At 25.9% G+C, this 13,809-nt stretch carries 8 protein-coding genes and 1 tRNA gene; 7 read left to right on the forward strand and 2 right to left on the reverse strand.

From position 1 onward, the window contains the following. Nucleotides 1-143: 143 nt before the first annotated feature. The 3 genes from H9660_RS14495 to addA are packed head-to-tail and all read left to right on the forward strand — an operon-like array spanning nt 144 to nt 7,905. Nucleotides 144-659 (forward strand): GNAT family N-acetyltransferase, encoded by a 516-nt coding sequence (locus tag H9660_RS14495; RefSeq protein ID WP_191751096.1) that lies wholly within the window; start codon nt 144-146, stop codon nt 657-659. 43 nt (nt 660-702) lie between these two features. Next, a complete protein-coding gene (gene addB, locus H9660_RS14500) occupies nt 703-4,137 on the forward strand; it encodes a helicase-exonuclease AddAB subunit AddB (protein ID WP_191751097.1) in 3,435 nt (1,144 codons plus the stop codon). 3 nt (nt 4,138-4,140) lie between these two features. Then, the gene (gene addA, locus H9660_RS14505) at nt 4,141-7,905 is read left to right on the forward strand and encodes a helicase-exonuclease AddAB subunit AddA (protein ID WP_191751098.1); all 3,765 of its coding nucleotides are present in this window, start codon (nt 4,141-4,143) and stop codon (nt 7,903-7,905) included. Nucleotides 7,906-8,157: 252 nt separating this feature from the next. Here addA and H9660_RS14510 read toward each other — a convergent pair whose 3' ends face one another. After that, nucleotides 8,158-9,504, reverse strand: a complete 1,347-nt coding sequence (locus H9660_RS14510; protein ID WP_191751099.1) for a CCA tRNA nucleotidyltransferase — start codon at nt 9,502-9,504, stop codon at nt 8,158-8,160. Nucleotides 9,505-9,751: 247 nt separating this feature from the next. Here H9660_RS14510 and H9660_RS14515 point away from each other — a divergent pair, with 247 nt between their 5' ends. Then, entirely contained in the window at nt 9,752-10,033 is a 282-nt protein-coding gene (locus H9660_RS14515; protein WP_191751100.1) for a hypothetical protein, read from the forward strand. A 73-nt stretch (nt 10,034-10,106) separates the two neighbouring features. Here H9660_RS14515 and H9660_RS14520 read toward each other — a convergent pair whose 3' ends face one another. Then, nucleotides 10,107-11,354: a L,D-transpeptidase gene (locus H9660_RS14520; protein ID WP_191751101.1), complete on the reverse strand. Its 1,248-nt coding sequence runs from the start codon at nt 11,352-11,354 to the stop codon at nt 10,107-10,109. A gap of 152 nt (nt 11,355-11,506) precedes the next feature. Here H9660_RS14520 and H9660_RS14525 point away from each other — a divergent pair, with 152 nt between their 5' ends. From H9660_RS14525 to H9660_RS14535, 3 genes are all read left to right on the forward strand, one after another. Further along, complete coding sequence (locus tag H9660_RS14525; protein ID WP_191751102.1) at nt 11,507-12,259, forward strand: DUF1189 family protein; 753 nt, start codon at nt 11,507-11,509, stop codon at nt 12,257-12,259. 389 nt (nt 12,260-12,648) lie between these two features. After that, the gene (locus H9660_RS14530; RefSeq protein ID WP_191751103.1) at nt 12,649-13,554 is read left to right on the forward strand and encodes a sensor histidine kinase; all 906 of its coding nucleotides are present in this window, start codon (nt 12,649-12,651) and stop codon (nt 13,552-13,554) included. Nucleotides 13,555-13,613: 59 nt separating this feature from the next. Next, nucleotides 13,614-13,690: transfer RNA gene (locus H9660_RS14535), tRNA-Arg, on the forward strand. Nucleotides 13,691-13,809 lie beyond the last annotated feature (119 nt).

Consider the following 13,809-nt stretch of genomic DNA (forward strand, 5'->3'; position numbering starts at 1 on the left):
AGCACGAGTAGTGCCGCCAGTATCATGCCCTTATAGGGCTTAATCAAGCCACCAGCTAAGCTGGTGGTACATGACTTTTTTATTTAAAGCTTAGTTTTATAATAAAGGTATGACAATAAAAGATTAAGGGAGATGCGTATAAAATGCTATATGGAGAAAAGGTATATATGAGAGAACCTGTAAGAGAAGATATAGAAGAATTATACGATACTTGTGCAGATGAGGATGTTTTAAAATATAATGGATTATCTACAGGGGTTATGACTAAGGAATATATAAATAGTCAGTTTAGACATTTAACTAAACCAAATAAAAAAGAATTAGTAATAGTAACTAATTCTAGTGATTTAATAGGATATGTTTATTATAAGGAAAATAGTTATACAAGAGATGTGTATTCTATTGGAATAACTATAGGTAAAAAGTTTTGGAATAAAGGGTATGGCTTTGATTCTATAAGAACATTATGTTCATATTTATTTAATAGCAAAAAAGCTCATAAGATAGAACTAGAAGTTGTATGTCAAAATAAAAGAGCAATTAATTGCTATAGAAAATGTGGATTTAAGGATGAAGGTATAAGAAGAAGTAAGTATTATTACGATGGAGAATACCTAGATACTTTAGTGATGGGGCTATTAAGAGAAGAATTTATTTAGGGCTATGGGGTATAATTAAGATATTAAATAATAGGAGGTTTTTATGGGAATTAGATTTATTTTCGGTAGAGCTGGAACTGGGAAAAGTAGATTTTGTTTAGAGCAAATTAAAAAGAAGATAGAAAATAATAATGATACTAATAAATTAATTTTAATAGTTCCAGAACAATATACTTTTGATACAGAAAGAAAGTTTTTAGATATAGTAACAGAAAAAGGATTCCTAAGAGGAGAAGTATTAAGCTTTAAAAGAATGGCTCATAGAGTATTTGAAGAATGTGGAGGAAGAAATGATGTAAAGATAAGTGACTCAGGTAGAAATATGCTTATCTATAAACTTCTTAAGGATAAGGGAGATGAACTTCAATACTTTAATAGAATGTCAAAGGAACATGGATTTTCTTCTGTAGTTTCTAAAATTATAACTGAATTTAAGAAATATAATATTTCCACGGAAATACTAGGTACTAGAGAAGAAGAAATTCATGATGAAGAGTTGAAGAAGAAAATGAATGATTTAAAGATAATATATCATGATTTTAATGAAATACTTCATAAGAGGTTTATAGATTCAGATGATGAATTAACTTTATTAGCAGAAAAGCTTATTGAATGCAAGATTTATGATGGATCAGAAATATGGATAGATGAATTTACGACTTTTACTCCTCAACAGTTAGAAGTTATTAAGATATTAGCTAAAAGAGCTAAGACAGTAAATATAACTTTATGTAGTGATAGTTTAGGCGGTGGAAGTGATGTAGATTATACAGACATATTTGATGCAATAAGAAATACAGAAAACTCCATATTAAATATTATGAAAGAAGGAAATATATCTTATTTAGAACCTATTGATTTAAATAAAGGATATTCTTATAGATTTTTAGAAAGTGAAGATCTTCAGCACTTGGAAAAGCATTTTTTTACTTATCCTTTTAAGCCTTATAAAGGTAAGGCTAATAATGTAAGGTTATATAAAGCTAATAATAGTTATGAAGAAATAGAAACAGTAGCTAAAGATATACTGGTTATGGTAAGAGATAAGGGATATAGATATAAAGATATAGCTGTTATTTGCAGAAATATTGATGAATATGAAAAAATAGCTACAGTTATATTCAACGATTATAACATTCCATTTTTTTTAGATAAGAAAAGACAAATCTTAGATAACCCATTGGTAGTATTGATAATTTCATCCTTAGAAATATTATCAAGCAATTGGTCTTATGAAAGTGTATTTAAATATTTAAAAAGTGGATTAGTTAATATTGAAGAAAAATATATAGATATACTTGAAAATTATGTTTTAGCTAATGGAATAAAGGGATATAAGTGGACTAAAGATCTTTATGATAGAGATGATGTAAAAGAGGATGAGAATATAGTTTTAGAAATTATGGAGGAAATTAGAGCACCTTTAATGAAGCTTCATAAAAATATAAAACAAAATACTTCAGTAAAAGAAATAGCTATTAATCTTTATGAGTTTTTAGTTGAATTAAATGTATTTAAAACATTAGAAAATTGGCTAGAGGAATTTAATGAATTAGGTTATCAAGATAAAATTAAAGAATATATTCAAGTGCCAGAAATGGTTATGGATATATTAGACCAATTAGTTGACGTTCTTGGAGATGAAGTCATAGATATAAAGGAATTTACTAAGATTCTTATATCAGGATTTGAAGAAAAGGAAATAGGGGTAATTCCTATGGCTTTAGATCAAGTCAATATTGGAGATATATCTAGAGTTAAAGGAAGAGACGTAAAGGCAGTATACTTAATAGGAGTAAATGATGGAGTACTTCCTGCTGTTAATAAGGATGAAGGAATAATAAGCGATAGAGAAAGGGATTTATTAAAGAATATTGGGATAAGATTAGCTTCTGATACTAAAAGTAGAGCTTTTGAAGAACAATTTATAGTTTATACAGCTTTAACAATTGCTTCAGAGTATTTAATGATAACTTTCCCTATGGCAGATTTTGAAGGTAAATCATTAAGACCATCTATAATCATTCCAAGAATAAAGAAGGTATTACCTAATGTTATTGAAGAAAGTGAAATATATAATTTGAGAGATCAAAAAGATAAGTTTAGCAAAATAACAGCACCTATTCCTACTTTTAATGAACTTATTTCGGCTTTAAGAATGGAATTTGAAAAAGAAGAGGTAGATGAATATTGGGCAGAAACATTTAAGTGGTTTGAAAATAATGAAGTCTTTAGAAGTAAGGCTAATAGAATGTTTAAGGGATTAACTTATACTAATTTAGTAGAGAAGGTTCCTAGAGATAAAATAAGAAGACTTTATCAATTAGAAAATAAAAAGCTTGTATTTAATATATCTAGAATAGAAAAGTATGCTCAATGTCCTTTTTCATATTATGTTCAATATGGATTAAAAGCAAAGGATAGAAAAGTATATGAATTTTCAGCACCTGACTTAGGTTCCTTTATGCATAATGTATTAGATGATTTTACTAATACAGTTAGAAATGAAAAGATAGCTTGGTCAGAATTAAATAAAGAAAAATGTAAGGCAATAGTTAATGAATTAGTTGATAAAAGATTAGAAGGTGATACTAATTCAATATTAAATAGTACAAAGAAATATAAGTATTTTGCAGATAGATTTAAAAGAACTATAACTAAATCTGTTATGGTTATTTCAGAGCAAATGAGAAAAGGAAGATTTGAAGTATTTAGAAATGAATTTGAATTTGGAGGATTTAAGGACGGAGAACCTATAAAGATAGATCTTCCATCTAAAGAGACTGTCTACTTAGTTGGTAGGGTTGATAGAATAGATACTTTAGATTTAGACGGTAATACTTATATAAAAGTAGTAGATTATAAATCGGGAAATAAGAAGTTTAATTTAACAGAAGTATATTATGGACTTCAAATACAACTTTTAGTATATTTAGATGCCCTTATAAAAAATTCAAAATACTTATTAGAAAAGCAAGCTATGCCAGGAGCAATTTTATATTTTAAAATAGACGATCCAATAATTAAGTCTAAAAAGCAACTTACAGAAGAAGAAATTAAAGAAAATATATTAAAAGAATTAAAAATGAGTGGATTATTACTTAAAGATATAAATGTAGTTAAGGCTATGGATAGTGATATAGAATCTGCATATTCATTAATTATTCCAGCAGCAATAAAGAAAGATGGAAACTTTACAGCAACTAGCTCAGTAGTTACTGAAGAGCAATTTGATATATTAAGAAAATATGTTAATGATAAGATGGCAGAACTTTGTGAAGAAATGTTAAGTGGAGAAATTAAAATAGCACCTTGTAAAAATAATAATACACCGTATTGTGATTATTGTGATTACTCATCTATATGTCAATTTGATACTTCTATAGAAAATAATAAGTATAAGATAGTATTAAAAAAGAGTAATGACGAAGCATGGAAGTTAATAAAGGATGAAGTAGAGAAGGGAGGTAATGTTTAGGTTATGGGAAGTACTAAATGGACTGAAGATCAGTTAAAAGCTATAGAAACAAGAAATTGCAATCTTCTAGTAGCTGCGGCTGCTGGATCAGGTAAAACTGCAGTATTAGTAGAAAGAATTATAAGAATTATAACAAATGAAGATAATCCAATAGATATAGATAGGCTTTTAGTAGTTACATTTACTTCAGCAGCTGCTGCTGAAATGAGAGAAAGAATAGCAGATGCTATATCTAAGGCTTTAGAAGTTAATCCAAACTCTAAAGTATTACAAAGACAGTTAACACTTTTAAGTAGAGCAAACATTACAACTATGCATTCATTTTGTTTAGATGTTATAAAAAATTATTATCATATCATTAATTTAGATCCTACTTTTAGAATAGCTGATGAAACAGAAAATACATTATTAAAATTAGAAGTTATTAATGATATGTTTGAAGATTATTATGAAAATGAAGATGAGGATTTTAAAAGATTAGTAGAAGCATATAGCACATCTAGAGATGATGAAAGATTAAAAGAGATAATTTTAGATTTATATAGATTTTCTATGAGTGGACCTTGGCCAGAAAAGTGGCTTTACGAAAGTGCAGAAAGTTTCAATATAGAAAATATTGAAGATTTAGATGAAACCAATTGGATTAAGATATTAAAAGAAAATATATCTATTGAAGTTTCTGGATATATAAAAGTTCTAGAAAAAGCATTAGAGATAATACAATCAACAGAGGGATTAGAACCTTATGAACCTACATTCAATGATGAAATAAATATGTTTAAAGGCGTATTAGAATCATTAAATTATGGAATCAGAGAACTTTATAGCGAAGTTAGCAAAATAAGTTTTGGAAGACTTAAATCCATTAAAAAAAATAATGTTTCAGATGAGGAAAGCTTAGAAATAGTAAAATCTATAAGAGATAGTATTAAGAAAAAATCTTCTAAATTAGTTGAAGATAGTTTTTCTATGTCTATAGAAGAAGCTTTAAATGGAATAAAAAACTCTTATCAATATATGAAAATGATAAGTAAATTAACTTTAGATTTTATAGATAGATTTAAGAAAAAGAAGAGGGAAAGAAACCTATTAGACTTTAATGATTTAGAACATTTATGTTTAAAGATACTTATTAATAAAGATGAAGAGGGAAATATAATTCCATCAAGTGTAGCAGAAGGATTTAGGGAATATTTTGATGAAGTTCTTGTAGATGAATATCAAGATTCTAATAATGTTCAAGAAGCTATTATAGACTTAGTTTCAAGAAAAAGCTTAGAGAATCCTAATGTATTCATGGTTGGAGATGTTAAGCAAAGTATATATAGGTTTAGACAGGCAAAACCAGAACTATTCTTAGATAAATATAATAGTTATCCATTAGAAGAGGGAAGTTTAAATAGAAAAATACAATTATATAAAAACTTTAGAAGTAGAGAAGAAGTTATTAGTGGAGTTAACTATATTTTTAAAGAGGTAATGTCTAAGACTGTTGGTGAACTGGAATATAATGATGATGAAGCTTTAAACCTAGGAGCTAGCTATAAGGAAAATGAAGATGAAAATGTAGTTGTTGCAGGCCCAATAGAGCTTCATATATTAGATAAGTCAGGTAATAAGGACATACCAGAGGAAGATAAAATAGAAGAAGTAAGTCTTGGTGATTCAGATAAAGAAGAGGAAGAGGATGTAGATGCAATAACTCTTGAAGCTAGAATAGTTGCAAAAAGAATAAAAGAGCTATTAAATCCTGATAGTAATACGGGAAAAATATTTAAGGTTTTAGATAAAGAAACTGGGGAATATAGAAATCTTAAATATAAGGATATAGTAATTTTATTAAGAGCAACAAAGAATTGGTCAGAGATATTTTTAGAGGAATTAGGATATGAAGGAATTCCTGTTTATGCTGATACTGGAACAGGATATTTTGAAACTATAGAAATTAGAACAATAATGTCTTTACTAAAAATAATAGATAATCCAATGCAGGATGTACCTATGATTTCTGTTTTAAGATCTCCTTTAGTTGGGTTTACAGCAGAAGAGCTCGGAGATGTTAGGCTTTTAGATAAAGAAAAATATTTCTATGAAATTATGAATGATATTGCTGAAGATGCTTATGAAGTAAATGAAGAGCTTAAATATAAGTGTAAAATGTTTATAGGTAACTTAAGAAAATGGAGAAAAAAATCTATATATACACCTATAGATGAATTTATATGGTATTTATATATGGATACTGCTTACTATGGCTATGTAGGAGCTATGCCAAATGGAAAGCTAAGACAAGCAAATTTAAAGATATTATTCCAAAGAGCAAAGCAATTTGAACAAACTAGCTTTAAAGGGTTATTTAATTTTATAAACTTTATTAATAAATTAAGAAACTCATCAGGGGATATGGGAAGTGCTAAGGTTCTTGGAGAAAATGAAGATGTTGTTAGAATAATGAGTATCCATAAAAGTAAGGGACTTGAATTCCCAGTAGTATTTACTTCTGGATTTGGAAAGCAATTTAATTTAATGGATTTAAATAAATCTATTCTTTATCATGATGATTTAGGATTAGGACCAGATTATGTGGATTTAGAAAAGAGAAATTCTTATAGTACATTAGCAAAGGAAGCAATAAAAAAGAAAATATTATTTGAAACTCTATCAGAAGAAATGAGAATTCTTTATGTTGCATTTACAAGAGCTAAGGAAAAGTTAATTATAACTGGTGCTACAAGAGATTTAGAAAAATCTATTTCTAGATGGATTTCAGCAGCTTCTATAGATGAAGAAATAGTTCCACCATCAGAAGTGCTTAAGGGAAAAAGCTATTTAGACTGGATTGGAATGGCTATTTGTAAACATAGAGATGGAGAAGACTTAAGAAACTATATTGGGTCTAAAAATAGTTTAATTGTTAATGATTTTTCCACATGGAAGGTTAAAATGTGGAGTAAAAATGACCTATCTGTGGAAAAAGATGAAGTGGCTGTGGATGAAAATAGTGAAGATGAATTATTTATTTATTCAGATATAAATTATATTGATAAAGAAATAAGAAGAAGATTAGATTATGAATATAAATATAGCTTAGCTAGTGGATTACCTAGTAATGTATCTGTTTCTGATTTAAAACGCTCACTTTATGAAAATGAAGATGATGATGTTTTAACTGTTAATATATTTAAGGATAAGGAAGTAATAAAGCCGAAATTCCTTCAAGAAAAGAAGGGGCTATCAGCATCAGAAAGAGGTACTGCTGTACACTTTATAATGCAAAAATTAAATTTAGAAAAAGTAAATACTAGAGAAGAAATAAAAGAACAAATAGATAATATGAGAAGTTCTAATTTACTTTCAGAAGAGGAAGTTAAGGCTGTGGATAAAATTAATTTTATAGGATTCTTTAGAAGTAACTTAGGAAAGAGAATGTTATCTGCATATAATGAAAATAAATTAGTAAAAAGAGAGCTTCCTTTCTATACAGAAATAAGTAGTTTAAATATTGATAGTACATTACCAGAAAAACTTTATGGAAAAGAAAATGTAAGACTTCAAGGGATAATAGATTGCATTTTCGAAGAAGAAGATGGAATAGTATTATTAGACTATAAGACAGACTATGTAGTAGAAGGTATGGAAGAAGAAATTATAGAAAAATATAGAGTACAATTAAAGTATTATAAAGATGCAGTTGAAAAAATAACTGGAAAAAGGGTTAAAGAAAGCTATCTATATTTATTTGGACTAGGAAAAGAAGTAAGCATATAATGTAAAATTTAAAATTACCATATTAAATGTATAAAGAGATAAATATTATGTTCCGTGCTTAGTAATAAACGCCAAGTTGCCATGATATAATATTTATCTCTTTTTTATTCTTTAAATAGTTATAAAAATGTTACCATGTAAATAATGTTTTTATAATTTATATATTTCAGTTTTGAAGTGTTAAAGTATCATAGCAAGGTGACTTGGAGCTATAAGGCAGAACCAGGATATGATACTTTACACTTCTTTACGTTAAAGACTAAAATTTATCTTTGCTAAATTTAATAGCTCTTCTTTTGTGTTCAGTTCGGGATTTTCTAAAACTTTATCTAAAAGAAAATTTAAAATATCACCTATTATTTTTCCAGGTTTTAAATTAAATTCAGATATTAAATTTTCTCCAGTAATAGCTAAATCCTTGATAAATAAAGGTTCCTTATTTTTTATTATTTCATTTGTTAGATTTTCGGTATAAGCTACCTTCTCTAAAAAAATCTTTGGATTATCTAAAGATTTTATATCGGCTCTTTGAAGATTGAATAATAAAGTCATATTAGCTATTCCTACATCAACTAATAGTTTTTTAACTTCATATTTAGTAGGCATTGTATTAACATTTAAAACTAAATGATGTTCTATTAATTTTGAAACTATTTTTATAGTATCATTATCAAATCTTAATTTAGAAAGTATTTTTTTACTCATAGAAGCGCCTTCAATGCAATGACCAGGAAAACCATAGAAGTTTCCATTATTTAAAGGTGTTAAAGTATTTAATTTTCCTACATCATGTAAAAGGGCAGATATTCTCAATATTAAGTTATCTTCCGTATTATCAATAACTTTTAAGGTATGTAAAAATACATTTCTATTATGGTTAGTACACTTTGGTGAAAAATCAACTAGAGAGTTAACTTCAGGAAGTACTAATTCTAATAACTTTGTATCTCTTAAAAGGTCTAAACCCTTTGAAGCATTAGGAGAAATTAATATTTTGCAAAGTTCATCTCTAATTCTTTCAAAGCTTATATTTTCAATTAATTTATAATTATCTTTAATTGCATTGTAAGTACTATCTTCAATATTAAAGGATAATTGACAGCTAAATCTTATAGCACGAAGCATTCTTAAAGCATCTTCTTTAAATCTTTTATCTGGATTCCCAACACATCTAATGATTTTATTTTTAAGGTCATTAACTCCATTAAAATAATCTATTAATCCACTATTTGAGTTATAAGCTAAAGCATTTATAGTAAAATCTCTTCTAGATAAGTCTTCTTTTATGTTTGTTACAAATTCAACTGAAGAAGGTCTTCTATTATCTAAATAAGTTCCTTCAGTTCTAAAGGTAGTAACTTCATAAGGATTATTATTTATAAGTACAGTAATAGTTCCATGTTTTAAGCCTGTGGGAATAGTTTTCTCAAAGAGAGAAATGGTTTGTTCAGGTTTAGCAGATGTGGTTATATCATAATCTTTAGGGGAAATTCCCAAAAGACTATCTCTAACACATCCTCCTACCATATAGGCTTCATATTTATTGTTATAAAAATTATTAATTATAAATTTTACGTCACTTGGAATAATTATATTCATTTTTAACCTACCTTTTAATTTTTATATAAATAATCATATCATATACTGAAAAAGTTTTTTGAAATAATATTTTAATTATATGATATAATTTATATGGGTTTTTTAGGTAAGGAGAATTAAAGATGAAAAATATACTTTAACAGAAGCTTTTGGAATAAATTCTAATCCAGGGAGTGGAGTACCCTATAGACAGTTAGATGGATCTGAGTATTGGGTAGATGATGAAAATTCTGAGTACTATAATACAATGCAATTTGGAGAGCCTAATGGTAGATGGAGCTCAGCAGAAAAATTAATAGATTTTCCAGGTTACTATAATTACTCTTTAGTTATTGATTATAATAGATGGCCAGTAATACCAGGAAAAAGCTCCGCTATATTTATTCATTGCGATATGGGAATATATACTTATGGATGTGTCGCAATACCACAGCAAAATTTAATAAATATACTTAATAGAATAAATCCGTCTAAGAATCCAGTTATAATTATGGATTTCAATTATCAAATTATATATAACAATTATTAATAAATAAAATATATAAAAATAAAGAAGATAAAAAATGGGTTGTTTTTAAAACAGCCCATTTTTTATAGATAAGTTAATTGATTATTATTTTAGTATCATTATCAATATTGTCATAGAACCATTTTGCATCTTCTACATTTAATCTTATACATCCATGAGAGGATGGAGTCCCTAATGTATAATCTAGAATTGTACTTTGAGTTTCATCAAATGGAAGAGAATGAAATAAGTAATCTCCCATAAATTGAACCCAGTACTTAGCTCCTTGCTGAAATTCTTCAGCATAAAACCATTCACCTCTATCTGTAACGGAGAATATGCCTTTAGGAGTTTCTTTACCTTCTAGACCAGTAGAACAAATAAACTCTTTAACTAAATTCCAATTATTATTTGAACCTTCATAAACATAAGTTGTTTGTTTAGCTAAGTTTAAATATACTAAATAAGATGTTTTGCTAGCTATAGAAAGTCCATTTATATTACTTGGTGTAATTTCTTGAAGTATAGCATTAGAGGTATATTCAGAATCTTCACCTGAATATTCTTCTCTAAATAATTTTATAGAGTTAATTTTATTTTCTATTTCTGTTATTTCATCATTAGTTAATAGTTTAGAATTATAATTAGACAATATATTTATAGCCTTTGTATAGTATTTATTAGCTACTAATTCATCTATACTTTCAAGTAAATATTCCTTATAGTTTTCTTCATAGTCGGTTATATAGTCTTGAGCTATTTTATAATCATTTAATGAATCTTTTGATACTAGATTAAAATATTTAATCGCATTTTCATAGTCCTTAGAATTAAAGGCTGATATACCAAGATTTAAATAATTATCCTCATTATAATTAAGACTTGAATTATCATTAGTTTTAATACTTAAGTCATCAATTTCTTCTATTTCATTGTTAGAGGTAATGTTATTATTCTCATCTATAGCGGATATTAACTTATCTAATGAAGAATTTAGTAAATTATAATCTTTAATTTCATTTAATATATCTATAGCATCATTAGAGGTAATAGTATTATTCGATAAAGATATACAAATTTTGTTAACTATATCTGTAAAGTAATAAGTTAAATCATTATTTAATTTATTTCTTTTTATAGTTAAAATTTTATTATCTAATGTAGATTTCGCATCAGAAAATTCATAGTTATTAAATTTATTATAGAAACTAGTAGTTAATAATCGATATCTTGAGTTTAAATAAATATTTGCAGTAAATCCCATTAATATTATAAATGTAAATAGAGAGAGTAACTTGAAGATAGAAAGTCTATTTCTATTTTTGGATTTATCACTATACATTTTTTTACCTCCTTAAAACTTATAATATAAGCATTAACAAAAAATCTGAAAATTAATCCTAAAAAACAAATTTTATATAAAATACCTTTATTTATAAAAATAATTTTATATGGTAATATAATTAATAGAAGTAAAACTAAGGAGTTAATTATATGAAAAATATAAAGTTTTTTAATAAAGTAAAAATAAGTATTACTAGTATAAAAGGATATAGAGAATTGCTAAAGGATAGTTTATCTAAAGCTATACTATATTCAATAATATTATCTTTAATTGTAGGATCTTTTTTAGGAGTATTTAGTTTTATTACTGCAGGAAAGATACAAAAAAGTATGAAAGATTTAATTTCTTCTGAAAAATTTAAATTTACATTAGAAGATGGGATATTAAATTTTGAAAATTCACCTATAAAAAAAGAGTATGGTGGTGAGCTTATTATATACGTAGATACTAATATCACTTTAGATGAAGTAGATAGTATAAGAAAATTAGTAGTTCATAAAAATGAATCTCTAGTTATATTAAGAGATGGAATATCGTATAGAATAGATGGAAATAAATTTGATTATAAATTTAGTGAACTTCCATTAATTACAAATATAAATAATGAAACTATATTAAAATCTTTAAATTTAATTGAAATTGTAAAATACTTAGTATTTTTTATTAATATTATACTAACTTACTTTAGTTTTATTATAAATTCACTTGCGCTTTCAGTGTGTGGTATCATAATAAGCAAAATGAATAAATTGAAAATGTATTATAAAGATATATTAAAACTTAGTATATATGCTACGACATTACCTGCAATATTAGGAATTATAGTACCTATAGGGACTTTTTCCTTATTAATTTCAGGTATATACTTAATATTAGTTATGAAAATGCTAAAATTTAATTAGAAATAAGAATAATGTAAAATAAATTAAGTTTTTATTTTATATTATTCTTTTTTTATTAGTTAGGAAATTATATCTATGGACAAGTTGTGGATAATTTTATTAGAGTAGTAAAATTCGTAGTGTAAGAAATAGAGCTTTTATAATTTCCTTCCTTCAGTTTGCAAAGAGATAAACATTGTATGAGGTTGACTTGGAACGCATGCGACGGAGCAAGGAATATAATGTTTATCTCTTATTTTATAAAATATAGGTAATAATATTATTAGAACTAATAATATCTTATAAAAAATGGAAAAATATACAAAAATGTGTTGTTGTATAAGTAGAGATATGTTAAACTAAAAAAAGGGTATATTTTAAATAAGGGCTGTTATGAAAGGAATTATTATATGGGTAATGGGAATAATTTGGATTTATTATCTAGTAAATTAAAGTTAAATAAGTTTTCTTCAGAAGATATTATTAATCTAACAAAAGAGGAAATGTTAAAGGTCATAACAGAATTAATGAATAAAAATTCAAATCAAGAAAATTTTTTATTGAATATTTCACATGATTTAAGAGGACATTTAAATGTAATATTAAGTGTTATGCAAATAATAAATTATGGAAATGAAAGTGTTACAGATAAAAAAATTTCAGAGTATATGGGAATAGTAAAGAGAAATAGCTTAAAAATGCTTAAATTAATAAATAATTTAATTGATACAACAAAGTTAGAAAATAATTATTATGTACTAAATAAAAAAAATATAGATATTATATCAATGGTAGAAAGTACTGTAAATTGTATTGATAAATATGCAAAACAAAAAAATATTCAGTTAATATTTGATACAAATAAAGAAGAATGCATTACTGCAATAGATCCAGAAGTTTTAGATAGAATAATAATGAATCTATTATCGAATGCAATAAAGTTTTCATATAGTAATACCAATGTTTATATAGATATATTTGTAGTTAATAATAAAATAAAGTTATCAATAAGAGATGAAGGACCAGGAATTTCAGAAGAGTATCAAGCAAAAATATTTAGTAGATTTTATCAGTTGTCTAAGAAAAGCGATAACGATATCATTGGTAGTGGGATAGGACTAGATTTAGTAAATTATTTAGTTAAGACTATGGATGGAGACATAAAATTAGAAAGTAAAAATGGTCAAGGATGTGAATTTATCTTAAATTTTCCTATAAGTATTGTTGAAGAAAAAGATGATTATTGTTTAAATGATAATAAAAGTAATAAGATTCAAATGTTAGAAGTTGAGTTTTCTGATATATATAACAATTAAATTCATTTTTATTGATTTATTTATATAGGTATGATAATATAAATAATGTAAAAAAATATGCGGTGGTAGCTCAGTTGGATAGAGTAGCTGGCTACGAACCAGTTGGTCGGGGGTTCGAATCCTCTCCGCCGTACCAAAAGTCTTGCAAATTTATAATTTGTAAGACTTTTTTATTTTTTTAGGAAATTGATAGTGCAAGCTTTTTGTGACATTTAAAATTAATTGCATATTGTTGCTGTAATATTAATATTGTTT

The sequence above is a fragment of the Clostridium gallinarum genome (assembly GCF_014836325.1).
Taxonomy (GTDB): Bacteria; Bacillota; Clostridia; order Clostridiales; family Clostridiaceae; genus Clostridium; species Clostridium gallinarum.

Excerpts from the sequence above, each read along its gene's own strand:
- H9660_RS14495 (WP_191751096.1), top strand. The coding sequence starts at position 144 with ATGCTATATGGAGAAAAGGTATATATGAGAGAACCTGTAAGAGAAGAT.
- addA (WP_191751098.1), top strand. The coding sequence starts at position 4,141 with ATGGGAAGTACTAAATGGACTGAAGATCAGTTAAAAGCTATAGAAACA.
- H9660_RS14530 (WP_191751103.1), top strand. The coding sequence starts at position 12,649 with ATGGGTAATGGGAATAATTTGGATTTATTATCTAGTAAATTAAAGTTA.
- H9660_RS14510 (WP_191751099.1), bottom strand. The coding sequence starts at position 9,504 with ATGAATATAATTATTCCAAGTGACGTAAAATTTATAATTAATAATTTT.
- addB (WP_191751097.1), top strand. The coding sequence starts at position 703 with ATGGGAATTAGATTTATTTTCGGTAGAGCTGGAACTGGGAAAAGTAGA.
- H9660_RS14525 (WP_191751102.1), top strand. The coding sequence starts at position 11,507 with ATGAAAAATATAAAGTTTTTTAATAAAGTAAAAATAAGTATTACTAGT.
- H9660_RS14515 (WP_191751100.1), top strand. The coding sequence starts at position 9,752 with ATGCAATTTGGAGAGCCTAATGGTAGATGGAGCTCAGCAGAAAAATTA.
- H9660_RS14520 (WP_191751101.1), bottom strand. The coding sequence starts at position 11,354 with ATGTATAGTGATAAATCCAAAAATAGAAATAGACTTTCTATCTTCAAG.